This window comes from Hyphomicrobium sp., assembly GCF_041674905.1.
In the GTDB taxonomy this organism is placed as follows: domain Bacteria; phylum Pseudomonadota; class Alphaproteobacteria; order Rhizobiales; family Hyphomicrobiaceae; genus Hyphomicrobium_B.
The window spans coordinates 13,174-38,295 of the sequence record NZ_JBAYUV010000018.1; the positions used below are offsets into that span (position 1 = coordinate 13,174).

The window sequence follows — 25,122 nt, forward strand, 5'->3', positions numbered from 1 at the left end:
AACACCGCGTATGCAGGCGAGGATTTTGATATCATCGCCTGCATACGCGGTGATCATGCGGGAGGTGCTTTGGCTTTCGCGGGTGCCAGCGTTTTGTGGCCCGAGTACCAGCAACACGAACGCAAGCAGGGTTCGACCCCCTGGAAAAGAGATGGCCGCATCCCTCTTAGGCCGTTTCACTGCTCTTAAGATTGGATACGGCGCGCCATCGTCGTCTTGATGGTTTGTTGACGTTGTTTTTTTTCAGTAAGCGAATATTCGCCGGGCGCAAAACTGGTCGGTCGGCGTCGCGATTCCAACACCAATGGTCTATCGCATAGTTTGAGAACGCCGCTGGCCTAACGATCTATCCGGTCTCTCCCGGCAACCTGCCAGGAGCCATTGCTTTCGCCAGAGCTGTTCCTGTTATTTCGGCGAGATGGCTTACCGGATCATTTGAGAGTTGAGCGCAGAGTAGAATGGAGCGCGCGATGTCCGGTCAGGTTTCAAACGGAAGGACGGCGTGCTCAACGACAGCACGCGAAATACGACCGGGATGGCCGGAGATCGTAATCGCTCTACTCACCTACTTGATTCTCATCGGCTTGCTCGCCTTCTGGATCCTCCAGACTCCCGACGAGCAGGCGGCTTTACGAGGCATCGTCGGAATGGCGGCCAACGGTGTCGCAGGCGTGCTGGCCTTTCTGGCTGCTTTCGTCATCCGCATTCGCGACCTCCGCACGTTCGGCTTCCGAGTGACGAGCCGGAAGTGGCTTCTAGCCGGCGCGGCTTTGGGCGTCGTGGCATTCGGCCTGAGCATCTTGATCGAGGGAACTTACTTTCTGTTCATCACAGAGCCGAACACCCAAGGTGACTTTCAGGCAGCTGCCAAGGCCGGTACGTGGTCTCTGGTCGCTCTGCTCGTGGCGGGTGCGCTCGTCACGCCGTTCGGCGAGGAGATTGTGTTCCGTGGCATCGTTGCCAACGCCCTGAACCGATACGGGATGTGGGCGGGAGTGGTCGGAAGCGCCGCGATCTTCGGCATCGTCCACGGGCCGAGCGTGATCCTGCTGGACGCATTTATGGTCGGCATCTTAGCGGGCGCTCTGTTTCGGAATACTTATTCCATCTGGCCCGCCATCGTGCTTCATGTTGTCTACAACGGCATCTGGCTCGTTCAATACTCAACAATCTAAGAGTTCCAGAAATCAGATCTCCGATTCTGATGAAGGGATAGGCTTTGCGAAAGGGAAGTCAGGATGCAGTCTCCTGCTTGGTCTTTTCAATGCGTCTACTAAAGCTCCGACAGCGGCCGTCGATCCTTGCACATGGCTTTACGCGCAATTTGGGTAGTTGACCCCACCCACGGATCATGTACGCGAGACAGTCGCGCTGATGGATACGAACATGCCGGCGGGTCCGAACCCCCTTTCTATACTGGTTATTGATGAGAATCGCCTTCGCGGCTCGGTCATCGAAGCCGGGCTGCGCGAGGCTGGCTATGACAACCTGACGGTCGTCCACGATGTCGTGGGAATTGCGCACCGTATCGCGGAGATCGAGCCCGACGTCATTGTCATCGATCTCGAGAATCCCAATCGCGATATGCTCGAAAATATGTTCCAGCTCTCCCGCGCCGTGAAGCGTCCGATCGCGATGTTTGTCGATCGTTCGGATAAGGCTTCGATCGAGGCGGCCGTCGATGCGGGTGTATCGGCGTACATCGTCGATGGCCTCAAGCAAGAGCGCGTGAAGCCAATCCTCGATATGGCGATCACCCGCTTCAATGCTTTTTCACGCATGGCACGAGAACTCGAAGAAGCGCGCTCGGAGCTGGAGAACCGCAAACTCCTCGATCGCGCCAAAGGCATTCTCATGTCGACTCGCGGCCTTTCGGAGCCGCAGGCTTACGCGCTGTTGCGCAAGACCGCGATGAACCAGAACCGCAAAATTTCCGAGATAGCTGAAAGCCTCATACTGGCCGCCGGGCTTCTCGCCCCGCCGGACAAGGAGTCGTGACGATGGCGAGCAGGCAGCAGATAACTGCGGGCTTCATGCCGCTCCTCGACAGCGCAATTCTCGTAATCGCGAAAGAAATGGGTTTCGCCGAGGGCGAAGGCATAGACCTCACATTGGTTCGCGAAACGTCGTGGGCAAACATTCGCGACCGATTGGCTGTTGGCCATTTCCAGGTAGCGCATGTTCTGGCGCCGATGCCGATCGCCTGCAATCTCGGACTGACACCGCTTGCAGTCCCGACCATCGTACCGATGGCGCTCGGTCTAGGCGGCAACGCGGTGACGGTATCCAATGCGCTGTGGAACGAGATCGCTGCGAACGGAGGGGAAGCCAATTTCAATCCCGTCGCGTCCGGGAGCGCGTTGAAGGCCGTCGTGGCGACTCGTGCGTCGAAGTCGCGGCCGCTGCTGCGTTTCGCAGTCGTCCATCCACACTCCGGGCACAACTATGAGCTTCGCTATTGGATGGCGGCGTGCGGCATCGATCCATCGCGAGACATTGAAATCGTCATTGTCCCGCCGCCTTTAATGGTGGCCGCATTGGCGAACGGCACCATCGATGGCTATTGCGTCGGCGAGCCTTGGAATACTGCCGCCGCGCTCCAGGGATACGGACACATCCTGACCGTCAAGGCCGCGATATGGCGATCGAGTCCAGAGAAAGTCCTCGGCGTCAGTGCGCAGTGGGCGCAAGAAAATCAAGATCCGCTCTTTGCGCTGCTCCGCGCCCTATGCAAATCGGCCGAATGGTGCGGAGCGGCGGGGAACAGAGATGAACTCGCGCGGATCTTGTCGGAGAAATCATACGTGGCACAGCCAGCCGCGTGGATGCTCCCGGCGCTACACGGGCGTTTGCCAGTTGACGAGGCGAGCACCGTCACTGTCGCGGATTTCTTCATGCCGTTTGCAAAAGCAGCGACGTTTCCTTGGAAAAGTCACGCACTCTGGTTCTATTCGCAAATGGTCCGCTGGGGGCAAGTACCGCACAGCGAAGAAAATGCGGGCATCGCGCATGAATGCTATCGGCCGGACATTTATCGTGCGGCATTGAAGTCATTGGGTATCGCGCTTCCGGTCGCGAACGCAAAGGTCGAGGGCGCACTCACTATCGCCACGCCCGTCGGCTCAGCGGGTGCAAGCCTCATGCTTGGTCCCGACGGCTTCTTCGACGGCGGTCTGTTTGATCCAAGCAAGCTCGACTCCTACATCGAAAGCCAGAAGCGTTAATCGCTTGTGACGTTCGACACTCTGCAGTGCACAAATTTTACGCCGACGACGAACAAAATTGCCGAATGTTTGGACTTGCGAAGTCATTTCCGCTCCCGCACCCTGTGCAAACGAGTTGAGTTGGATGGGTAATGTTCAACTCTCTAAGAGGCGCGATTTGCGCTCTTAGATTCACTCGCGTCCAATGACGGGCGCTCACTAGGCAAAGCTGCCGATCAAGCTTTCAAACCCCGTAAAGGGTGTGAGTGCTTGGCCGGCAGCTTTTTTGTTTCGCGCACTGCGACGAGGAGCATTCGATGCGCACAGAGGAACAATCTATTCTCACGTTGTCCAACGCCTCGGGGCGCGCCCTTTGGGTCTCAACCATCGCGTTCACAGCCTGCTTCGCGGTCTGGACGATCTTTTCCATCATCGGAATCCGTATCAAGGATCAACTCGGACTGAGCGAGGCGGAGTTCGGCTTGCTCGTGGGCACGCCCATCCTGACAGGCTCCTTGGCCCGAATTTTCCTCGGAATCTGGACGGATCGCTATGGCGGGCGTGTCGTTTTTACGCTGAACATGCTGGCCGCCAGCGTGGCAACGGTGCTGCTGTCCTTCGTACAAACCTATCCGCAAATGTTGTTAGCGGCACTTGGTGTCGGCCTCGCTGGAGGCTCCTTCGCCGTCGGCGTTGCCTACGTGTCGCGCTTCTTCGAAGCGGGACAGCAAGGAACTGCGCTCGGCATTTTCGGCGCCGGCAACGTCGGCGCGGCCGTCACGAAATTCCTCGCGCCCTTCGCGCTCGTTGCCTGGGGCTGGCAGTCGGTCGCCCTGATTTGGGCAGCTGTGTTGGCGGTCACGGCCGTCGTATTCTGGTTCACGACGAATGACGATCCGGTCCTTGTCGAGCGCCGCCGCATCGGAGCCGCACCCAAACCCTACGCGCTGGAACTCGCACCATTAAAGGACATCCGGGTCTGGCGATTTGCGCTCTACTATTTTTTTGCGTTCGGTGCCTTCGTCGCGCTTGCGCTGTGGCTGCCGAGGTACCTGATCGGAGTCTACGGCTTCGACATCGAAACCGCCGGCATGGTCGCCGCGGCGTATTCCATTCCGGCGAGCATTTTCCGCGCGTATGGCGGCGTCTTATCGGACCGCGTCGGCGCCCGCACTGTCATGTACTGGTGCTTCGGCGTGTCCGCGATCGCGACGCTGGCCTTGTCGCTACCGCCGACGGACTACGTGCTGCACGGAACGCATGGCCTGATTTCAGCGCACTTTGAAATCAGCCCGTTGGTCTTCATTGGAATTGCCTTCGTTCTCGGCTTTTTCATGAGTATCGGCAAAGCCGCCGTCTTCAAGCACATCGCGATGTATTACCCTGAGAACGTCGGTTCGGTCGGTGGCCTCGTTGGCATGATCGGCGGCTTGGGCGGCTTCGTTTTGCCAATTACCTTCGGCTTCCTCAACCAGCTGACCGGACTTTGGACGAGCTGCTTCATGCTGCTCTTCGTCATTGTCATGATGCTGCTGGTGTGGATGCACATCTCCATCCGCGGAATCGAGCGGAGCAGGAGCGCCGCGACCGCAAAGCGCTCCGTCTCCGAAGCTCAAATGACGCCGATAGGAGGCCGGGCATGAGCACAGGACACGACGGAAGCATGATGGAAAAACTTGTGGTCGTCGGCAATGGAATGGCGCCGGGTCGTATGCTCGAGCATCTGCTCGAGAGCGCACCGGGTCGCTATAGCGTGACCATCTTCAACGCCGAACACCGCGTCAATTACGATCGCATTATGCTGTCGCCGGTTCTTTCTGGCGAGAAAAGCTACGAGCAGATCATCATCCACGGCGACGGGTGGTACATCAAGAACGGCATCACGCTCTACAAGGGTCACAAGATCGTTGCCATCGATCGCGCGTCCCGGACCGTCACGTCCGACCACGGCGTCGTCGAACCCTACGACAAGCTCGTCATCGCGACCGGATCGGTGCCATTCATCTTGCCCGTGCCGGGCAACGATCTGCCGGGCGTGCTGAGCTATCGCGATCTCGATGACGTCAACGCCATGCTGCTTGCTGCTCAGTCGCGCGCAAAAGCCGTCGTCATTGGCGGCGGTCTTCTTGGACTAGAGGCCGCCGCAGGTCTCGAAGCGCAGGGCATGGACGTCACCGTTCTGCATCTCATGCCGACGCTGATGGAGCGGCAGCTGGACCCCGCGGCCGGTTACCTTCTCGAAAGAGCCATCGAGGATCGCGGCATCAAGGTCTTCTGCAAGGCCAATACGAAGGCAATCCTCGGCGACAAGAAGGTCGAGGGTGTCGAACTAGCGGACGGCCGCATCATTCCGGCAACGCTTGTGGTCATGGCGGCCGGCATCAAACCGAACGCGGGTATTGCGAAAAATGCGGGGCTCGCCAGCAATCGCGGCATTGTCGTTGATGCCGGAATGCGAACCTCGGATCGCAACATTTTCGCGCTCGGCGAATGCGCGGAAGTCGGCGGCCACGTCTATGGCCTCGTTGCGCCACTTTATGAGATGGCCCGCGTCGCCGCCGCACACCTGGCCGACGAAGCGAGTGCGGCGGCTTTCGTGCACAGTGATACGCCAACAAAATTGAAGGTCACCGGCATCGAACTTTTTTCCCTCGGCGATTTTGCCGACGGCGAGGATCGGCACGAAATCGTTCTGCGCGATGCGTCGGCTGGCGTCTACAAGCGCCTCGTCCTCAAAGACAACCGCATCATCGGCACCGTTCTTTATGGCGAGACAGCCGACGGCGCATGGTTCAACGACCTGAAGAAGAAGCAGATCGATATCTCGGAGATGCGCGAGACATTGATCTTCGGCCAAGCCTATCAGGGAGGTGCCCCCCTGGACCCTATGGCGGCCGTTGCAGCCTTGCCCGATGACGCAGAAATCTGCGGCTGCAACGGCGTTTGCAAGGGCAGGATCGTCAGCGAAATTCAAAAAAAGGGTTTGACGTCACTCGACGATGTGCGCGCGCACACGAAAGCATCGGCGTCATGCGGATCATGTACGGGCCTCGTCGAGCAGCTGATGGCTTTGACGCTGGGCGATTCCTATAATCCCGCGGCTGTCCAGCCGATGTGCGGATGCACGACGCTCGGTCACGACGAGGTACGTCGGCTGATCACAGCCAAGGGTCTCCAGAGCATCTACGCCGTCATGCAGGAACTGGAATGGACGACGTCGTGCGGCTGCGCCAAGTGCCGCCCTGCCCTCAACTACTATCTCGTGTGCCATTGGCCGGGAAAATATGCCGACGACTATCAGTCACGCTTCATCAACGAGCGTGTGCACGCCAACATCCAAAAAAATGGTACGTATTCGGTCGTGCCGCGCATGTGGGGCGGGGTGACAAATGCGAATGAGCTGCGTGCCATCGCCGACGTCGTCGACAAATTCGACATCCCGGCGGTCAAGGTCACCGGCGGCCAGCGCATCGATATGCTGGGCGTGAAAAAGGAGGACTTGCCCGCCGTCTGGGCCGATCTCGGTAAGGCCGGTTTCGTTTCAGGTCACGCCTATGCCAAGGGACTGCGCACCGTGAAGACCTGCGTCGGAACCGACTGGTGCCGGTTCGGTACGCAGGATTCGACCGGCCTTGGCATCCGCATCGAGAAGTTCATGTGGGGTTCCTGGACGCCCGCGAAGGTCAAGATGGCGGTGTCGGGCTGTCCGCGCAATTGCGCGGAAGCGACGTGCAAGGACGTCGGAGCCATCTGCGTCGATTCCGGCTACGAAATCCATTTCGCTGGAGCGGCGGGCCTCGACATCAAGGGCACCGAGATTCTGGGGCTCGTTAAAGCCGAGGACGAAGCTCTCGAAGTCATCGTCGCGCTCGTCCAGATGTATCGCGAGCAGGCGCGCTATCTCGAGCGCATCTACAAATGGGCAAAGCGTATCACCATCGCCGAGATCCGCCGGCAGGTGCTCGATGATCTCGAAAAGCGCAAGGGCTACTTCGAGCGCTTCGTCTACTCGCAAAAATTCGCGCAGGTTGATCCCTGGTCGGAGCGCGTTTCCGGTCTTCACAAGCATGAGTTCAAGCCGATGGCGACGGTCGGCATGGCGCAGGCGGCGGAGTGACAAGCATGATCTGGGTCGCAGTTGGCAGCATCACCGATATTCCTCGCCGTGGCGCGCGGTGTGTCGAGACACCACAAGGAAAGATCGCGGTATTCCGCACAGCGGAGGATCGCGTGTTTGCGATCGACGATCATTGCCCGCACAAGGGCGGTCCTTTGAGCCAAGGGATTGTGCACGGCGCCGCCGTCACCTGCCCACTGCACAACTGGGTTATCTCTCTCGAAACGGGAAAAGCACTCGGCGCGGATGAAGGCGTAGTTCGGACGATCCCCATCAGGATCGAAGGCGACAAGATCTTCATCGCGGTGACTGCCAACGCCGATCGTGCGGCATGAGGCGGAAAGCCCGATGACCGTGTCGCAATCCACCAAGACGACGTGTCCGTACTGCGGTGTCGGCTGCGGCATTGTTGCGGAGGCGCTGCCCGATGGCAAGGTGACGGTTCGGGGAGACGCAGATCATCCGGCGAATTTCGGCCGGCTGTGCTCAAAAGGCTCTGCACTCGGCGAAACGGTCGATCTGGATGATCGGCTGCTTTATCCGCAAGTCGGTGGCCAAAAGACGAGCTGGGACGCGGCGCTTGATCTCGTCGCAACACGCTTTTCAGAAACGATCGCCGAGCATGGGCCGGACTCAGTCGCGTTTTATGTCTCCGGTCAATTGTTGACGGAAGACTACTACGTCGCCAACAAGTTGATGAAGGGCTTCATCGGTTCCGCGAATATCGACACCAACTCGCGGCTGTGCATGGCATCGTCTGTTGCGGGACATAAACGCGCGTTCGGTGCGGATATCGTTCCCGGTTGCTACGAGGATCTCGAACTCGCCGATCTCATCGTGCTCGTCGGCTCAAATCTCGCGTGGTGTCATCCCGTCCTCTATCAGCGCATCGTCGCGGCCAAAGAGAAGCGACCCGATCTAAAAATCGTTCTGATCGATCCGCGCCGCACGATGACCGCCGACATCGCCGACATGCATCTGCCCATCAAGCCGGATGGCGACATCGCACTTTTAGTCGGCTTGCTCAAATATTTGAGTGAAACAGGATCGGTTGACCGGGATTTCGTCGCAACCCACACATCGGGATTTGCAGAAGCGCTTACATCGGCGGCCGCGTTCGGTGCGTTGACGCTCATCGAGCGGACTGGCCTCGGTCAAGCCACGCTTCAAAAATTTTTTGCTCTCTTTGCTCGAACCGAAAAAGTCGTCACAGTCTTCAGCCAGGGCGTCAACCAATCCTCGTGCGGCACGGATAAGGTCAACGCGATCATCAATTGTCATCTCGCAACGGGCCGCATCGGAAAACCCGGCGCGATGCCCTTCTCTGTGACAGGACAACCGAATGCGATGGGCGGCCGTGAGGTTGGCGGACTCGCGAACACGCTCGCGGCACATATGGAGATCGAAAAGGCCGAAGATCGCGATCGCGTTCAGCGCTTCTGGCAATCGCCGGTAATTGCCGAAAAAGCCGGTCTCAAGGCCGTCGATATGTTCCGCGCCGTCGCGGACGGCCGCATCAAAGCGCTTTGGATCATGGCGACAAATCCCGTCGTCTCGATGCCTGACGCCGGCGACGTCGAAAAGGCTATTCGCAACTGTCCGTTCGTCGTTGTCTCGGATGTCATTGCAAATAACGACACCATGCGGCATGCCCACATTCAGTTGCCGGCCGCTGGATGGGGTGAGAAAAGCGGCACCGTCACCAACTCGGAGCGGCGGATTTCCAGGCAACGGTGCTTCCTGCCGCTGCCGGGCGAAGCGCGTCCGGATTGGTGGATTATGAGCCAAGTCGCGAAGCGCATGGGCTTTGGTGCGGCGTTTGACTACGCGACACCCTCGGAAATTTTCGCGGAGCATGCGGCGCTGTCCGCATTCGAGAATGATGGTGCGCGCGCTTTCGATATCGGCGCATTCGCGAACATCTGCGGTTCGGATTTCGACAGGCTCGAACCGTTTCAATGGCCGCGCCCTATCGCATCGAATTCAAGACAGCGGCTTTTTGCCGACGGCAATTATTTCACGCCCGATCGCAAAGCGCGGTTCATCGCCGTTGCTTTCGAAGGCTCGCCGAGAACGACCTCGGCCTTCCCGATGACCCTCAATACCGGACGCATCCGCGATCACTGGCATACGCTAACGCGCACGGGGAAAAGCCAGCGTCTCTCGCAGCACTATGCGGAGCCGTTTGTCGAGATCCATCCCGAGGACGCCGCGCACTCCAATATAAAGGATGCCGATCTCGTTCGCGTATCGACAGGCTCCGCGGCCATTCTCGTTCGGGCGTTGATCTCGGCACGCCAGCAACCGGGCTCGATTTTCGTTCCGATGCATTGGACCGATCAATTCGCTTCCAAAGCACGCGTTGATACGTTGGCGCCGTCCGTCGTGGATCCGGTTTCCGGTCAGCCCGCATCCAAGAACATCGCCGTTCGCGTCGAACGATTCATCGCGGCGGCGTATGGCTTCGCGGTTCTCGCTCGCAAGCCCGAGCACATCGGCGCTGAATATTGGGCGCTCGCAAAATGCAGCGAGGGGTGGCGTGTCGAACTCGGTTTTGCCGCTCAGCGTGGGGATTGGACAGCGTTCGCGGATACCTTGTTTGGCGCCACTCCTGATGCAGAGACCATTTCTTTCCATGATCGCCAAAGCTCGCGTTACCGTTTCGCCTGCTACGATGGCGGAAATCTTTTGGGCGCGCTCTTTCTTGCCTCTGAGCCCGTTGCCGTGTCGCGGGATTGGGCGGTCGCGCAACTTGCCGCCGCGCATCCCAATGCACGCGCGCGGTTCTCAGTCATCGCCGGACGCCCCGGCGCGGGCGGCGCCGACAAGGGCGCGACGGTTTGCTCGTGCTTCGGCGTCGGCGCCAACGAAATCGCCGAGGCCGCTCGGCGCGGTTGCCGCACGGTTTCGGCAGTCGGCGAAACTCTTCAAGCCGGCACGAATTGTGGCTCTTGCCGGGCCGAGATCAGAAACATCATCGAAGCGCAGAAATTCGAAGCAGCGGAGTGATTCATTGAAATCAACCTCGCCGAGATTGAAGCAACGACAGCCAGGGTCGAGGATTGCCAAATGCACATATTTGCAACTTCGTTGATACGCGGCGCTTCGAGTGCAGGTCGTGCTCAGCTCAAGATTGTCGAAAACGTATTGAGAGCGGGTGTCACGTTCGTCGCTGATCTGCATCGTCTATTCATTGCGGCTTTGCCGCCACTTCGTGTTGACACGCAACGTTGGCCACGACATGGGCGAGTGACGCTCGTCGGTGCGGGTCCAGGCGATCCCGAACTCCTGACGATAAAGGCGTTGCGCACAATCAGCAGCGCGAATGTCATCCTGTTCGACGCGCTTGTCTCCGATGCCATTCTCGCACTGGCAGGTTCGGAAACAGAACTCATCTGCGTCGGCAAAAGGGGTGGCCGGCCGAGCTGTCGACAAGACGTCATCAATGACTTGATGGTGCGTCACGCGCAGGCCGGCAAGCACGTCGTCCGGCTTAAGGCCGGAGACCCGGCGATCTTCGGTCGAGCCGGCGAGGAAATATCCTATCTCGAATCGGCGAGCATTGAAGTTTCGATCGTGCCCGGCATCACGGCCGCCTCGGCGATGGCCGCCGCCTTCGGAATTTCTCTTACGCACCGCAATCATGCGAAGTCGGTGAGGTTCGTCACTGGCCACTCCAAGAACGGTGGCCTACCGGAAGATCTTGACTGGCGCCAGATCGCCGACCCATCGGCTACGACGGTTTTCTACATGGGTGCGCCTTTGGCCGGAGAAATCGTCGCCAGACTAATCGCGCACGGAGCGCCGAGCAACACCCCGGTCGGCATCGCCGCATCGCTGAGCCGGGATAGCCAGCAGATCGCTCGTGGGGAACTGGGGCAACTCGAGACAATCATTGCCGCCTTCGATCGTTCGGCGCCTCTGATCATTGGGGTCGGCGCGGTTTATGCCAACGAACCTTCCACACCTCGGGCCGCGCAAGAGACTATCGCACCATCGGACTTCATTTGACGTCCCAACTGTCAGCGGTCGTTGGCTTTGAGTCAGCGCGAGACTTCGCTCTGTCGAGGTCTTGCCGAGGATCGCGCGCTTCGTGGTACAAACGTACCAGCGGGGCGCCTTACAAAATTTCATGATAGGTCTGATTTTTATTGGTGCCGGCTGCAGGATTTGAACCTGCGACCCCCTGATTACAAATCAGGTGCACTACCACTGTGCTAAGCCGGCACAACGCCCGCAAAGGACATACGAGGCGACGGGCGAGACCTCGCTCATTGAGGTTTCGATGTCAACCGTGGCTGGCATGCCGACCTATCGGCAAGGCGACCAAAGCAGTCAACTTTGTATCCTCGTAACGCCGAGACTTTGCGTCAAACGTCACAAGGTCGGCAGGCCGCGTAGGCGGGCAGGAATGCTACGGCTGAGCGAAATCGTGTCCCTTAGCGCCATGTGTCATGGCGTTAAGGCGATCTTGGGTTAATCTTGGGCAAACGATTCTGACGCGCTGGGGCTGTTTAGGCGCCGCTAGGCCGTGTCCACTTGGGAGTTTGCAATGCCCACGAAATCCCTGCTCGCCGCAACTGTCGCTGTAACTGTCGTTGGCGCGGCGCTGTTCGTCGGCACTCAAGCGGCGTCAGCTTTCGACGCCCTGCACCGTCCCGACCTGCGGCAACATCAGTTTGATCCGGGCCGTGCGGACGCTCTCGACGATTATTATCACTATTATTACGATCCGCGTGGTTATTATCCCTACTACAACTCAGGCGAGTGGGGACCGCGCCGCGTCAATCGCTTCCGGGGCCACTTGCCGCCGTACTATGGGGCGTGGGGCTCCACGAAACGCCGTTACCGTCATGTCGAATGGCATCGTCGCCACTACGGCGGGCACCGCCGGGGTGACTGGTAAGTCGTTCATCTCCCGTACGGAAATATGCCATCGGGCGGCCGCAAGCTCCGCGTGATCGCGCCGTATTTCAATGTTTCTTAGAGCCTTATTGCTACTGAGAGATTCGAGCCGCATAGAGCATGCGCCGCGCATCGTGGATGATGCACGGCCGTTGCGGCACCAGGAGGGCCAATGATGAAACGATTTGTACACGGATTGATGGCGCTTGCGGTTGCCGGCGGCTTGGCGCTGGCGGCAGCTCCGCAGGCTGAAGCTCGCGGGCGTGACGTGGGTGTTGGCATAGCGGCGGGCATTATCGGTCTCGGCGTTGGTGCCGCGATCGCCGACAGTGCTCGCGGACCGCGCTACTATTCGCGCTATGACGACCGCTGCTACCGCGGAGAGGAACGGTGCCACCGCACACCGCGCCGCTGCTTCGAAAACGAATTCGGTGACACGATTTGCCGTGGCGGCCGCTATGTCTGCGAGCGCCCGCTGATCTGCGACTGAAGCGGTTCGAAACGAACACGCTGAGACGATCGAGCCGGCGCGAGAACTTCGCGCTGGCTTTTTATTTTCGCCGGGCACGCATCGCGGCGTAGAGGGCGATGGCGGCCGCGTTCGAGACGTTGAGGCTCGCAACCGGGCCGTCCGTTGAAATCCTCGCCAGCGTATCGCATCTCTTGCGCGTCAGTTCCCTCAGGCCCTTGCCCTCGGAGCCCATGACGAGTGCCGTTGGTCGCGACCAGTCGAGGTCCTCGATCGCTGTATCCGCGTCGCCATCCAGACCGACGACCGCAAAACCTGCCTCGCGCAGCTCTTCAAGCGCGCGCGCAAGATTTGCCACCAACGCGACCGGGATGAACTCAAGCGCGCCTGAGGCGGATTTAGCGAGCACGCCGTTGAGCGGCGGGCTATGGCGATGCGTCATCACGAGGCCGCTGGCGCCGAACACGGCGGAAGATCTGAGGATCGCGCCGACGTTGTGCGGATCTGTGACTTGATCGAGCACGATCAGCGGCCGGCCATCGGAAATGCGCGCCAGTTCGTCCCAGTCTGGTTCGGGTAGCGGTTCCGTTTCGAGTGCGACGCCCTGATGGACGGTGTCGGGACCGAGGAGGCGATCGAGGTCGCGTGGGGTCATGCGATCGATCTTGGCGGTGAGCGGACCGATGGCGTCCGTCAGCCGGCGCTCAGCGTTTTCCGTCAGCAAAAGGCGATGAATGCGTCGCGCGGGGTTCTTTACAGCGGCCTCGACAGCATGCAGCCCAAAGAGCAGGAGCGGACCTTCCGCATTGTCACCTGACGGCTCTCGCACAGGGTTGCTGTGCGGCGTTTTTGCGCGTTGAGGTCTATGCGGGCGATTGCCGGCTGATGCCGAAAAGCGATTTTTGTCGCGCCACGGCTTTTTATATTGGTCCTTGGACAGGGTGTTTCTCGCGATTGTGTGGTTTGGCCGGCATGGCGGCGCCTGCGGCTCCGGTTCCCATCTGCGCCCGCGCCTTGGGCTCGGGTCCGGTGTGTGAAAGCGTAACCGTTGGACTTTGCAGCTTTTCCGATTGACAGGGAAGGCCCCCGTGAAGATAACCCGGGCGAAGGCCCTGCCTTGATTGGCGGGGCGCTTTCATTTTGACTGTGGGTACGCGCCTGCGGTCATGGAGAGGTGCCCGAGTGGCTAAAGGGGACGGACTGTAAATCCGTTGGCTTCGCCTACGCTGGTTCGAATCCAGCCCTCTCCACCAATAAATCATCCGGAAGCCTCAGAAATAAAAACATAAATACCGCTTGTAACGGTGGCTACCGGATAGCCCGTGGTGGCGCGCAGACAATTGTGCGGACATTCGAGCATCCGCCGGTTGCGGGACTCGAAGAGGCATGCGGCAGAGACAACTGAAGCCTGCAATCTCGGTCAGGCGCCGGTGGTACTGGTATCTCGAACGGCGCGTTCCGGTGCGGTTCCTCATGCGCGATCCGCGCGAGACGGTGAAGCTCTCAACCGGGACTCGCATCCCGGTTGACCCGCGCGGGATTGCTGCCCGGCGCGCGGTCGCGGAACGCTATGCGGAGCTTTCGTGATCGAGGTTCTTCGCAGCCCCAGTGGTTGCGGCGGCGAGTGGTCATGCTCGGATGTAAACGAGGTGTTCGAGCGCGCTCCGTCAGAAGTTGATCAGCGCGCCCGTGCTAACGAAGTCGGCGCTATCTAGCTTGCCGACTGTCGGAGCAAGACCTTCGACGTCCGCCTCGTAATGCTGATACTTCAGATAGACGGTCATTGCCGCAGCGTCGATTTCCTGAGCGATGCCGCCGCCGTAGCGATGCAGCGTGCTCGAGGTCGCGCCGAGCGCAAGAGCCCCGGGTCCGAGCTGGTCGCTGTATTCCGCGAAATCGCCGTAGACGATGGTCGCGCCCAGTGGCGTCCATTTCTTCCGGATGCCTGATTTGACGTACCAATGATTGCTGTTCGGAGGCGTCACGTTGCCGGGCAGAAGAGTGTCGCTATTGTCCTCGCGGCCGTAGGCGCCATGAACGAAAAGACCGGTCGCGATGTGTTCGACGTAACCGCCGGCTTGGAAAAAGGTCGAGTCCTTTTTACTGCCTGCGGGCAATGCAGCGGCGATGTTTTCTGCCGTATTTTCCGAGTAGCCGACGCCAAGCAAGATCTTGAATCCGTCCCACTGGCCGGTGTAGCGGGCGGCGATTTCCCAGTCGTCATCCTCCGCCCAGCTTGCGGATGCGGAGAAGCCCGCAAAGACCGGACTGTCGTAGCGGACGGCATTCATCACAAGGCCGTCGCAGTCGCCGCCGAGCGGCGAGCCTTGCGAATAGCAATATCCCAGTTGCCCCCACGTCAGCGACGCCGGAGCGAGGTTGCCGCCGCTGCGGACGATGAACTGCGGAAATCCGGACAGGAACGTATAGTTGTCGAAGACTTGGGTGCCGGATTGGTCTGTGAACATCGCGGCGCTCTTTGCGGCATTCGCCTGCCTGCCGATGCTGACTTTACCGAGTTCCTTGCTCTGCACATACCAATACGACATCTGGACGTTGAGCCCCTGATTGTACTCAGGGCTGAACTGGTTCATCGCCGCGCCGGTCGATGCGTTTCTGCCAAAGGGATTGTCGCTAAGGTTCTGGATGCGCATCGCGTAGCCGGCCGTCCAACCGGGAGCGATCTTCGCTTCGCCCGTGAATTTCACGTGCGAGGCCTGGGTCGGGCCGAGACCGTGCAGGTAGACATTGCTTTCGCCGCCGTCGTCCCACCACGTCACCTCCTGGGCAACATAGCCCGATATGGTCAGCGAAACCTTGCGTGTGCCCTTGCGCGCGGTGGTCGCTTCGAGTTCGGCAATTCGTTCCTCCAGGTCGGCGCAGCAATTGCCGCCGAGATCGGCCGCGCGAGCGCCTGTAGAAAGGCCTGCGGCGGCGAGGACTGCGATGGCTGCCGGAATGATGCGCCCGAAAGAAAATCGCGCCATTGAAGTGTCCCCCAGACTGCTTTGATATTGGAGTGTTCGATATTGGACGTTGGAGATCGCTGCAGCGTGGCAGGCGTTTCCTGTGTCTCGGCTTTGCCTTTGGACAAGAGGACCGTATTTGCTCTGTTGCTGAAGATGCCATTCCGCGCACGTCGCAAGTTGGCGAAATGGCCTTATCTGGGCCTATACACCGACGTTAAGGTAGCATCAGATTCTGTCATCTGGCGACTTGACCAAAGTCAAGTTGGCAAACTTTAGCTACAGAGAGAGGCCGGAAGGCCGCATCGATCAGGGAGAGGGTGTGCGTTCGCCGCCAAGGCGGCTTAGAATCGATACTGGCACCCTGCGATCGCTTCGCCGAGGGCGACATGCTCCAAGTGCGACGTGCCGGGACACGGCGCGCGCGACGCGGTTTTCGTCTTGCGATCTTCGGTGCCGTTCTTGTCGTGAGCAGAATGAGTCCGATGCAGCGTTTTGTATTGCTGCATTCTGCAACAAAACGTCTCGGCTTCGCCTGGAAACACACGCCCAAGCCGGAAAGGATTCTCCTGTCATTTCTACGCCTTGCAGAATTCCGGCGTGGCGTCCGGATGTAAATCGGAATGCGATACATGTGACAATTGACGCGAATACCATTGATTTCCGTCAGAGCGCCAAATCGGAAATATGAACACAGCTGCATATGGTTCAACCAGTCGCGATCCGCGAAGAGGCACCGAATGCAGTCAACTGCTCAGCCAAAATCCGTACAGATCCTAAGCGTCAGTACGATCGCTTTTACCGTTTGTTTTGCAGTCTGGACCATCTTCGCGATCATCGGCATCCGGATCGGAAAGGAGCTGGGACTGAATGAGACCGAGTTTGGTCTCATGGTCGGCACGCCGATCCTCACTGGTTCATTGTCGCGTATCGCGCTCGGTATCTGGGCTGATCGCTACGGCGGCCGCGTCGTTTTCACGCTAACGATGCTTGCGGCTGCGGTTGCGACCTACCTGCTCACCTACGCCCACACCTATCCGCAGATGCTTCTCGCCGGGCTCGGCGTCGGTATCGCAGGTGGGGCGTTCGCCGTCGGCGTTCCTTATGTGTCGCGCTTTTTTCCGGCCGAACGGCAAGGTATGGCGCTCGGCATCTTCGGCGCCGGCAACGTTGGCGCCGCAGTCACCAAGTTTCTCGCGCCATTCGTGCTCATCGCTTACGGCTGGCAGATGGTCGCCGAGGTTTGGGCGGCCGCGCTTGTGGTCATGGCGGCTATTTTCTGGTTCACGTCCGAAGACGATCCGATCACCGTCGAGCGTCGCCGCTCTGGCGTGAGGCCGAAGAGCGCCTGGCTCGAACTTGAACCGTTGAAAAACGTGCAGGTCTGGCGTTTCTCGCTCTATTACTTCTTCGTGTTCGGCGCCTTTGTCGCGCTGGCGCTCTGGCTGCCGAAATATCTCATCAACGTCTACGGCCTCGACATTAGAACGGCCGGCATGATCGCGGCATTTTTCTCGGTACCGGCCAGCATCTTCCGTGCTTACGGCGGGCATCTTTCGGATACGTACGGGGCACGTCGCATTCTCTACTGGACTTTTCTGGTCAGCGTGGTCGCCACGTTCCTGCTGTCCTATCCGCCGACCGACTATGTCGTGCATAGCACGCACGGACCCGTAAACTTCCATATCGAGATGGGCCTCGTCACCTTCACTGTGACGGTCTTCGTCCTCGGCTTCTTCATGGCTCTCGGTAAGGCCGCGGTCTACAAACACATCCCCGTCTACTATCCCGAGCACGTCGGCGCGGTCGGTGGCTTGGTCGGCATGATCGGCGGTCTCGGCGGGTTCGTGCTGCCGATCTTCTTCGGGCTTCTTCTCGATCTCACGGGCCTGTGGACGAGCTGCTTCATGGCGCTCTTCCTCATCGTCAGCGGTTCGTTGATCTGGATGTACGTGTCCGTCGGTCTGATGGAACGCTCCGCAGCCGGCAAGGCGCTCGGAGAGTTGCCGCCGTTCCCCGAGATGCAGGGGATGCCGAAGCCGAAGCGTGCGGTGCGCGCGAGTGAGGCGGTGCTTACCGACTGGCGACCGGAGGATGCCGGGTTCTGGGCCGAGAAGGGCCGTCGCATCGCGCGGCGCAATCTGTGGCTTTCGATTCCGTCGCTCCTGCTGTCGTTTGCCATCTGGCAGGTGTGGTCGGTGGTCGTCGCCAAGCTGCCGCTGGTCGGCTTTACCTTCACGACCGATCAGCTCTTCTGGCTTGCGGCACTTCCCGGGCTTTCGGGCGCTACTTTGCGTATCTTCTATTCGTTCATGGTGCCGATCTTTGGAGGCCGGCTGTGGACGACGCTTGCCACCTGGTCGCTCATCATTCCGGCGCTCGGAATTGGCTATGCCGTGCAGAATCCCGATACGCCCTACGTGGTGCTGCTGATCCTGGCGCTTCTCTGCGGCTTCGGCGGCGGCAACTTCGCATCGTCGATGTCCAACATCTCCTTCTTCTTCCCGAAGTCGGAGAAAGGCAACGCGCTCGCACTCAACGCCGGTCTCGGAAATCTCGGAGTCAGCGTCGTGCAGTTCGCAGTCCCGCTCGCCATCACGGCCGGAATCTTCGGCTGGCTGGGCGGTGATCCGGCCATGGTCAAAGATGCGGCAGGCCAACCGGCTCCGCTCTGGCTGCAGAATGCCGGCTTCTTCTTTGTGCCGTTCATCGCACTCTCGGCCTTCGCGGCCTGGTTCGGCATGAACGACATCGCCTCCGCCAAGGCTTCGTTCAGCGAGCAGGCGGTGATCTTCCAGCGGAAGCACAACTGGATCATGTGCTGGCTTTACACCGGCTGCTTCGGCTCGTTCATCGGCTATTCTGCCGGCTTCCCGCTGCTGACCAAGATCCTGTTTCCCGATGTCAACGTGCTGCAACTCGCCTTCCTCGGCCCGCTCGTCGGTGCGCTGTCGCGCTCCGGCTCCGGATGGCTGGCCGATAAATACGGCGGCGCCCGCGTCACGATCGCTGCGTTCACTCTGATGACGATCGGTGTCGCCGGCGTTCTCTGGTTCATCGGCATCAAGGATCAGCCGAACGCGTTCGCAGGCTTCTTCGGCTCGTTCCTGCTGCTCTTCTTCGCAACGGGGGTCGGTAACGCGTCGACGTTCCAGATGATCCCCGCGATCATGAGCAAGGAGATGGTCCGCCTGATGCCCGCCGCCGATGCCGAGACGCGCCGCCAGCAAGGGGAACGGGAAGCCGCCGCGATCACCGGCTTCACCTCAGCGATCGCAGCCTTCGGCGCCTTCTTCATTCCGAAGAGCTACGGCTCATCGATCGCGCTCACTGGCGGGCCTGAGGCGGCGCTCTGGAGCTTCCTCGCCTTCTACGTGAGCTGCATCGCTCTCACTTGGTTCGTCTACGCGCGAAGAGGCGGACTTCTCTACGACGTCGAGCAAGCGAGACGCGCAACGATCCGTACGTCCGTAGCCAAGTAGTCAAGGACAAATATCAATGTCACAATTTCTCGATCGATTGACTTTTTTCCGCAAGACCGTCGACAGCTTCTCGGATGGCCATGGCATCGTGACCAACGAGGACCGTTCGTGGGAAGACGGCTATCGCAAGCGCTGGCAGCACGACAAGATCGCGCGCTCGACACATGGCGTGAACTGCACCGGATCGTGCTCGTGGAAAATTTACGTCAAGGGCGGCATCGTCACCTGGGAAACGCAGCAGACGGACTATCCGCGCACGCGCCCCGACTTGCCGAACCACGAGCCTCGCGGTTGCGCGCGCGGCGCGTCCTACAGCTGGTATCTCTATTCCGGCGCGCGGGTGAAATACCCGATGATCCGCGGCCGGCTCTTGAAGCATTGGCGCGCGGCACGCGCAAAGCTGTCGCCCGTCGCGGCCTGGGCTTCGATCGTCGAAAACCCCGAGAAGCGTCAGTCCTACGTCTCGATCCGTGGCCATGGTGGCTTCGTGCGCGCCACGTGGGACGAGGTCAACGAACTCATCGCCGCTTCCAACGCCTACACGGTGAAGGCGCACGGCCCTGACCGCGTCGTCGGGTTCTCGCCGATCCCGGCGATGTCGATGGTGTCGTATGCCTCCGGCGCACGCTACCTGTCGCTGATCGGCGGCGTCTGTCTGTCGTTCTATGACTGGTATTGCGATCTGCCACCGTCGAGCCCGCAAACCTGGGGTGAGCAGACCGACGTTCCCGAAAGCGCCGATTGGTATAATGCCGGTTTCATCATTCTCTGGGGTTCGAACGTTCCGCAGACGCGGACGCCCGACGCGCACTTCTACACGGAGGCCCGCTACAAGGGCACAAAGAGCGCCGTCATCACTCCGGATTATGCGGAAGCAACCAAGTTCGCCGATATCTGGCTCCATCCGAAGCAAGGAACGGACGCGGCGCTGGCTCTCGCGATGGGCCACGTCATCCTGCGCGAGTTCTATCTCGACCGGCAGGTTCCCTATTTCGACGATTACATGCGGCGTTACACGGACATGCCGTTCCTGGTCCGCCTGACAGAGCAAAAGGGCAAGCTGGTGCCGGACCGCCTGCTGCGCGCCTCGGAACTCGATGGTGCGCTCGGCGAGAGCAACAATCCGGAATGGAAGACGGTCGCGATCGACGAGAGCACCGATGGCATCGTGGCGCCTCTCGGCTCCGTCGGTTACCGCTGGGGCGAGCACGGCAAATGGAACCTGGAGGAGAAAGACGGCAAAGGCTCCGACGTCCGTCTCAAGCTGACGCTTGCAGGCGGCGGGTGCGAGATCGCGGCCGTTGATTTCCCCTACTTCGGCGGGCGTGCGACCGAGCATTTCGTCTCCACCAACCACGGCGAGGTTCTGACCCGGAATATTCCTTTCCGCAGGATCAAGCTTGCCGACGGCAGCGAGGCGAAAGTCGCAACCGTCTACGATCTGATGATGGCGAACTACGGCCTCGACCGCGGGTTCGGCGGCGATCACGTGGCGACCTCATATGATGAGGACGTGCCGTTTACGCCGGCTTGGGCGGAACGCGTCACAGGCGTCAAACGCGATGCGATCCTGGCGGTCGCGCGCGAGTTCGCCTTGAACGCGGAAAAGACCAACGGCCGTTCGATGGTGATCATCGGCGCGGGAATCAATCACTGGTTCAACATGGATATGGCTTACCGGGGGATCATCAATCTTCTGGTATTCTGCGGTGCGATCGGCCAGTCGGGGGGCGGCTGGTCGCACTACGTGGGACAGGAAAAGCTCCGTCCACAGACGGGTTGGACGCCGCTGGCGTTCGGGCTCGACTGGCACCGGCCGCCCCGGCACATGAATGGAACGTCGTTCTTCTATGCGCACTCGGACCAGTGGCGCTACGAGACGGTGACGGCGGCCGAAATTCTGTCGCCGACGGCGCCCGAGGGCAATTGGAACCAAAGCCTGATCGATTACAACGTGCGGGCGGAACGCATGGGCTGGTTGCCGTCGGCTCCGCAACTCAAGCAAAACCCGCTCGATATCGCGAAGAAGGCAAAGGCCGCCGGTCTCGCGCCGAAGGACTATGTCGCGAAGGCTCTGTCGACGGGTGAACTCGAGCTTTCCTGTCACGATCCGGACGATCCCGCCAACTGGCCGCGCAACATGTTCGTCTGGCGGTCGAACCTGCTCGGCTCGTCGGGCAAGGGCCACGAGTATTTCCTGAAGCATCTGCTCGGTACGCAGAACGGTGTCGTCGGCAAGGATCTCGGACCCGAGGGAGCCGTTCGCAACACCGAGGTCGCCTGGCACGACACGGCGCCGCAAGGCAAGCTCGACCTGCTCGTGACCCTCGACTTCCGCATGTCGACGACGTGCGTCTATTCCGACATCGTTCTGCCGACCGCCACCTGGTACGAGAAGAACGACCTCAACACGTCGGATATGCATCCCTTCATTCACCCGCTCTCGGCTGCGGTCGATCCCGCCTGGGAAGCGCGGTCAGACTGGGAGATTTACAAGGGGATTGCGAAAGCGTTCTCGGAGATCGCGCCTGAAGTTCTCGGCGTCGAAGAGGACGTCGTTCTGACGCCGATCCAACACGATAGCCCGGCTGAAATCGCCCAGCCGTTCGACGTGAAGGACTGGATGCGCGGCGAAGTCGCGCCCATCCCCGGGAAGACGATGTGCTCGGTCTCCGTCGCAACGCGCGACTATGCGCACATCTACGATCAGTTCACGGCTCTTGGGCCGCTGATGACGAAGATCGGCAACGGTGGGAAGGGCATCTCCTGGAACACCGATCATGAAGTTGCGGCTCTCGGCGCGCTGAGCGGCACCCGTCGCGAAGGCTTTGCCAAGGGGCTGCCTGTCATCGATACCGATATCGACGCGGCGGAGGTCATCCTCATGCTCGCGCCGGAAACCAACGGCGAAGTCGCGGTCAAGGCGTGGGAGGCTCTTTCGGAGGCGACCGGCCGCGAACACAAGCACCTTGCGGTGCCGAAGGAAGACGAGAAGATTCGCTTCCGCGATGTTCAGGCTCAGCCGCGCAAGATCATCTCGTCGCCGACGTGGTCGGGCATCGAGAGCGAAAGCGTTTGCTACAACGCCGGCTACACGAACGTTCACGAGTTGATCCCATGGCGCACGCTCACGGGACGGCAACAGCTCTATCAGGATCATCTCTGGATGCGGGCCTTTGGCGAAGGGCTCGTCACCTGGAAGCCGCCCATCGATCTCAAGACGATCCCTGGCGTGAAGGGCCGTCATCCGAACGGCAATAAGGAGATCGTGCTCAACTTCATCACGCCGCATCAGAAGTGGGGCATTCACTCTACCTATACCGACAACTTGCTGATGCTGACGCTTAATCGTGGCGGTCCGGTCGTTTGGCTTTCCGAGACCGACGCGAAGAAGGCAGACATTGTCGACAACGACTGGGTCGAAGTCTTCAACGCCAACGGCGCTCTCACAGCACGCGCTGTCGTCTCGCAGCGTGTGAACGAAGGCATGATGCTGATGTATCATGCGCAGGAGAAGATCGTGAACACGCCGGGCTCGGAAGTCACCGGCAACCGTGGCGGCATCCATAACTCGGTGACGCGCACCGTGCTGAAGCCGACGCATATGATCGGCGGGTACGCTCATCAGGCCTATGGCTTCAACTACTACGGAACCGTCGGCTCCAATCGCGACGAATTCATCGTCGTTCGCAAAATGGCGGAAGTCGATTGGCTCGAAGGACCTTTGGAAACCAATGCGCCGGTGGAGGCCGCAGAATGAAAATCCGTGCTCAAATCGCGATGGTGCTGAACCTCGATAAATGCATCGGGTGCCACACGTGCTCCGTCACCTGCAAGAACGTCTGGACGAGCCGCGAAGGCGTCGAATACGCGTGGTTCAACAACGTCGAGACGAAACCCGGCATCGGCTATCCGCGCGAATGGGAAAACCAGAAGAAGTGGAACGGCGGCTGGGTCCGCAAGAAGAACGGCAACATCGAGCCCAAGCTCGGTGCCAAGTGGCGGGTGCTTGCCAACATCTTCGCCAACCCGGATTTGCCGGAAATCGACGAATATTATGAGCCGTTCACCTTCGATTACGAGCATCTGCACACGGCGAAGGAATCGAAAGCGTTTCCGACCGCGCGGCCGCGTTCGGTCATCTCCGGCAAGCGCATGGAGAAGATCGAGTGGGGTCCGAACTGGGAGGAAATCCTCGGCGGCGAATTTGAGAAGCGGTCGAAGGATGCAAACTTCGAAGGGATTCAGAAAGAGATCTACGGCCAGTTCGAAAACACGTTTATGATGTACCTTCCGCGGCTCTGCGAGCATTGCCTCAATCCGGCGTGCGTCGCGGTCTGCCCGTCCGGCGCGATTTACAAGCGCGAAGAGGACGGCATCGTGCTTATCGACCAGGATAAGTGTCGCGGCTGGCGCATGTGCGTTTCGGGCTGCCCTTACAAGAAGATCTATTACAACTGGTCGTCGGGTAAGTCGGAAAAGTGCATCTTCTGCTATCCGCGTATTGAGTCTGGCCAGCCGACGGTCTGCTCGGAAACCTGCGTCGGCCGCATCCGATATCTCGGCGTTCTGCTCTATGATGCCGATCGCATCGAGGCTGCTGCGTCGGCTCCGGATGAAAAGGATCTCTACCAGGCGCAGCTCGATCTGTTCCTCGATCCCAACGATCCGAAGGTCATCGCGCAGGCCCGCGCCGACGGCGTTCCCGACGCCTGGCTTGAAGCGGCGAAGCATTCGCCGATCTGGAAGATGGCAATGGAGTGGAAAGTCGCTTTCCCGCTTCATCCCGAATACCGCACGCTTCCGATGGTCTGGTACGTGCCGCCGCTGTCGCCGATTCAATCGGCTGCCGCCGCCGGCAAGATGGGGCTCAATGGCGATATGCCGGATGTGCGCTCGCTGCGCATTCCGCTCAAGTATCTCGCCAATTTGCTCACGGCAGGACAAGAGGAGCCGGTCGCGCTGGCGCTTGAGCGCATGCTTGCCATGCGTGGCTACATGCGGGCGAAAACCATCGACGGGCGCATCGACGAGCGTATCGCGACCGAGGTTGGTCTGAGCGGCGCGGCCATCGAAGATATGTACAAGGTGATGGCGCTGGCGAACTACGAAGATCGCTTCGTCATTCCGACCGCGCATCGCGAATGGGGCGAGGACGCTTACGATCTTCGCGGTTCGTGCGGCTTTACCTTCGGCAATGGCTGCTCTGGTGGTTCTTCCGAAGCTAACCTCTTCGCGACGAAGCAGACGAAGAAAGCCCGCAATCCGATGGAGGTCGCGTGATGACGATTACTCTCAAGGCGCTTTCGGCGCTGCTCACTTATCCGAGCGAAGTGCTGCAGACGGAAGTCGGTGGTATCCGCGACGCCATCAAGGCGGAGAATATGCTCGATGCCGGCGTTCTCCGCGAGATGGAGCCGTTCCTGACACGGCTTGAAAGCGCGGATCTCTACGAGCTGCAGGAACACTATGTCGATCTCTTCGACAAAACCAAACGGCTGTCGCTGCATCTCTTCGAACATGTTCACGGCGAAAGCCGCGACCGTGGGCAGGCGATGGTGGACCTCGCGGCGCTCTACGAAAAGCACGGGCTGCTGCTCGATGCAAACGAGCTGCCGGACTATCTGCCTCTCTTCCTCGAATATCTGTCGACGCAGCCGATCGAGGAAGCCCGGGAGCTATTGACGAACACGGCGCACATCATCGCGGCGCTCGAGGAACGGCTCATGCACAGAGGATCGCCGTACGCATCCGTCTTCGGAGCCATCCTGGGGATCGTCGGACGCCACGTCGCGACAAACGATCAGGCGATCGACGATACGGATGCCGGGCTCGATGACCACGCCGCGCTCGATGCGGCCTGGGAGGAGACGGCGGTCACCTTCGGCCCAGGGGAGCCCACGGGTGGCTGTTCCGTCGATCGATTGAGAATCCAGATGCGGGCCGGGCGGCGCGATGTCCGCCAGTCCACGACCTGACG

General features: G+C 60.0%; 17 protein-coding genes and 2 tRNA genes. 16 read left to right on the forward strand and 3 right to left on the reverse strand.

The features are described from left to right. Positions 1–470: 470 nt before the first annotated feature. The 8 genes from WC026_RS09285 (at position 471) to cobA (ending at position 11,331) form a co-directional block, all read left to right on the forward strand. On the forward strand, positions 471–1,175 hold the full coding sequence (locus tag WC026_RS09285) for a lysostaphin resistance A-like protein (RefSeq protein WP_372710612.1): 705 nt from the start codon (positions 471–473) through the stop codon (positions 1,173–1,175). Positions 1,176–1,386: 211 nt separating this feature from the next. After that, the gene (locus WC026_RS09290) at positions 1,387–1,998 is read left to right on the forward strand and encodes an ANTAR domain-containing response regulator (protein ID WP_372710651.1); all 612 of its coding nucleotides are present in this window, start codon (positions 1,387–1,389) and stop codon (positions 1,996–1,998) included. A 2-nt stretch (positions 1,999–2,000) separates the two neighbouring features. Beyond that, positions 2,001–3,224, forward strand: a complete 1,224-nt coding sequence (locus WC026_RS09295; protein WP_372710613.1) for a CmpA/NrtA family ABC transporter substrate-binding protein — start codon at positions 2,001–2,003, stop codon at positions 3,222–3,224. A 296-nt stretch (positions 3,225–3,520) separates the two neighbouring features. Next, positions 3,521–4,846, forward strand: a complete 1,326-nt coding sequence (locus WC026_RS09300) for a nitrate/nitrite transporter (protein ID WP_372710615.1) — start codon at positions 3,521–3,523, stop codon at positions 4,844–4,846. Positions 4,847–4,866: 20 nt separating this feature from the next. Next, positions 4,867–7,320 (forward strand): nitrite reductase large subunit NirB, encoded by a 2,454-nt coding sequence (gene nirB, locus WC026_RS09305; RefSeq protein ID WP_372710652.1) that lies wholly within the window; start codon positions 4,867–4,869, stop codon positions 7,318–7,320. 5 nt (positions 7,321–7,325) lie between these two features. Further along, positions 7,326–7,655: a nitrite reductase small subunit NirD gene (gene nirD, locus WC026_RS09310; protein ID WP_372710616.1), complete on the forward strand. Its 330-nt coding sequence runs from the start codon at positions 7,326–7,328 to the stop codon at positions 7,653–7,655. Between the two features lie 13 nt (positions 7,656–7,668). Then, positions 7,669–10,329 (forward strand): molybdopterin-dependent oxidoreductase, encoded by a 2,661-nt coding sequence (locus WC026_RS09315; RefSeq protein ID WP_372710617.1) that lies wholly within the window; start codon positions 7,669–7,671, stop codon positions 10,327–10,329. 240 nt (positions 10,330–10,569) lie between these two features. Then, on the forward strand, positions 10,570–11,331 hold the full coding sequence (cobA, locus tag WC026_RS09320; protein WP_372710618.1) for a uroporphyrinogen-III C-methyltransferase: 762 nt from the start codon (positions 10,570–10,572) through the stop codon (positions 11,329–11,331). A 141-nt stretch (positions 11,332–11,472) separates the two neighbouring features. Here cobA and WC026_RS09325 read toward each other — a convergent pair. Next, positions 11,473–11,547, reverse strand: a tRNA-Thr gene (locus WC026_RS09325). 325 nt (positions 11,548–11,872) lie between these two features. Here WC026_RS09325 and WC026_RS09330 point away from each other — a divergent pair. Both WC026_RS09330 and WC026_RS09335 read left to right on the forward strand, forming a co-directional pair. Further along, complete coding sequence (locus tag WC026_RS09330) at positions 11,873–12,226, forward strand: hypothetical protein (RefSeq protein WP_372710619.1); 354 nt, start codon at positions 11,873–11,875, stop codon at positions 12,224–12,226. A 174-nt stretch (positions 12,227–12,400) separates the two neighbouring features. Continuing rightward, positions 12,401–12,715, forward strand: coding sequence for a hypothetical protein (locus WC026_RS09335; protein WP_372710620.1), 315 nt, complete (start codon positions 12,401–12,403; stop codon positions 12,713–12,715). Positions 12,716–12,776: 61 nt separating this feature from the next. Here WC026_RS09335 and rlmB read toward each other — a convergent pair whose 3' ends face one another. After that, the gene (gene rlmB, locus WC026_RS09340; protein ID WP_372710621.1) at positions 12,777–13,523 is read right to left on the reverse strand and encodes a 23S rRNA (guanosine(2251)-2'-O)-methyltransferase RlmB; all 747 of its coding nucleotides are present in this window, start codon (positions 13,521–13,523) and stop codon (positions 12,777–12,779) included. Positions 13,524–13,862: 339 nt separating this feature from the next. Here rlmB and WC026_RS09345 point away from each other — a divergent pair. Both WC026_RS09345 and WC026_RS09350 read left to right on the forward strand, forming a co-directional pair. After that, positions 13,863–13,947, forward strand: a tRNA-Tyr gene (locus tag WC026_RS09345). A gap of 133 nt (positions 13,948–14,080) precedes the next feature. Next, positions 14,081–14,281, forward strand: a complete 201-nt coding sequence (locus WC026_RS09350; RefSeq protein ID WP_372710622.1) for a hypothetical protein — start codon at positions 14,081–14,083, stop codon at positions 14,279–14,281. An 80-nt stretch (positions 14,282–14,361) separates the two neighbouring features. On the opposite strand, the gene WC026_RS09355 is transcribed toward WC026_RS09350, so the two are convergent. Next, positions 14,362–15,681: a porin gene (locus WC026_RS09355; protein ID WP_372710624.1), complete on the reverse strand. Its 1,320-nt coding sequence runs from the start codon at positions 15,679–15,681 to the stop codon at positions 14,362–14,364. A 719-nt stretch (positions 15,682–16,400) separates the two neighbouring features. Here WC026_RS09355 and WC026_RS09360 point away from each other — a divergent pair. From WC026_RS09360 to narJ, 4 genes are read left to right on the forward strand one after another with little or no spacing between them, the layout of a single operon-like run. Beyond that, complete coding sequence (locus tag WC026_RS09360) at positions 16,401–19,142, forward strand: nitrate/nitrite transporter (RefSeq protein ID WP_372710626.1); 2,742 nt, start codon at positions 16,401–16,403, stop codon at positions 19,140–19,142. Positions 19,143–19,158: 16 nt separating this feature from the next. Next, positions 19,159–22,902, forward strand: coding sequence for a nitrate reductase subunit alpha (locus WC026_RS09365; RefSeq protein WP_372710627.1), 3,744 nt, complete (start codon positions 19,159–19,161; stop codon positions 22,900–22,902). Further along, entirely contained in the window at positions 22,899–24,425 is a 1,527-nt protein-coding gene (gene narH, locus WC026_RS09370; protein WP_372710628.1) for a nitrate reductase subunit beta, read from the forward strand. Before WC026_RS09365 ends, narH begins: the two co-directional genes overlap by 4 nt. Then, positions 24,425–25,120: a nitrate reductase molybdenum cofactor assembly chaperone gene (narJ, locus tag WC026_RS09375; RefSeq protein ID WP_372710629.1), complete on the forward strand. Its 696-nt coding sequence runs from the start codon at positions 24,425–24,427 to the stop codon at positions 25,118–25,120. Before narH ends, narJ begins: the two co-directional genes overlap by 1 nt. Positions 25,121–25,122 lie beyond the last annotated feature (2 nt).

Coding starts and splice junctions, on each gene's coding strand:
- WC026_RS09290 (WP_372710651.1), top strand. CDS start 1,387: ATGCCGGCGGGTCCGAACCCCCTTTCTATACTGGTTATTGATGAGAAT.
- narH (WP_372710628.1), top strand. CDS start 22,899: ATGAAAATCCGTGCTCAAATCGCGATGGTGCTGAACCTCGATAAATGC.
- WC026_RS09330 (WP_372710619.1), top strand. CDS start 11,873: ATGCCCACGAAATCCCTGCTCGCCGCAACTGTCGCTGTAACTGTCGTT.
- WC026_RS09315 (WP_372710617.1), top strand. CDS start 7,669: ATGACCGTGTCGCAATCCACCAAGACGACGTGTCCGTACTGCGGTGTC.
- WC026_RS09335 (WP_372710620.1), top strand. CDS start 12,401: ATGAAACGATTTGTACACGGATTGATGGCGCTTGCGGTTGCCGGCGGC.
- WC026_RS09295 (WP_372710613.1), top strand. CDS start 2,001: ATGGCGAGCAGGCAGCAGATAACTGCGGGCTTCATGCCGCTCCTCGAC.
- WC026_RS09355 (WP_372710624.1), bottom strand. CDS start 15,681: ATGGCGCGATTTTCTTTCGGGCGCATCATTCCGGCAGCCATCGCAGTC.
- WC026_RS09360 (WP_372710626.1), top strand. CDS start 16,401: ATGCAGTCAACTGCTCAGCCAAAATCCGTACAGATCCTAAGCGTCAGT.
- WC026_RS09350 (WP_372710622.1), top strand. CDS start 14,081: ATGCGGCAGAGACAACTGAAGCCTGCAATCTCGGTCAGGCGCCGGTGG.
- nirD (WP_372710616.1), top strand. CDS start 7,326: ATGATCTGGGTCGCAGTTGGCAGCATCACCGATATTCCTCGCCGTGGC.
- WC026_RS09365 (WP_372710627.1), top strand. CDS start 19,159: ATGTCACAATTTCTCGATCGATTGACTTTTTTCCGCAAGACCGTCGAC.
- narJ (WP_372710629.1), top strand. CDS start 24,425: ATGACGATTACTCTCAAGGCGCTTTCGGCGCTGCTCACTTATCCGAGC.
- WC026_RS09285 (WP_372710612.1), top strand. CDS start 471: ATGTCCGGTCAGGTTTCAAACGGAAGGACGGCGTGCTCAACGACAGCA.
- WC026_RS09300 (WP_372710615.1), top strand. CDS start 3,521: ATGCGCACAGAGGAACAATCTATTCTCACGTTGTCCAACGCCTCGGGG.
- nirB (WP_372710652.1), top strand. CDS start 4,867: ATGATGGAAAAACTTGTGGTCGTCGGCAATGGAATGGCGCCGGGTCGT.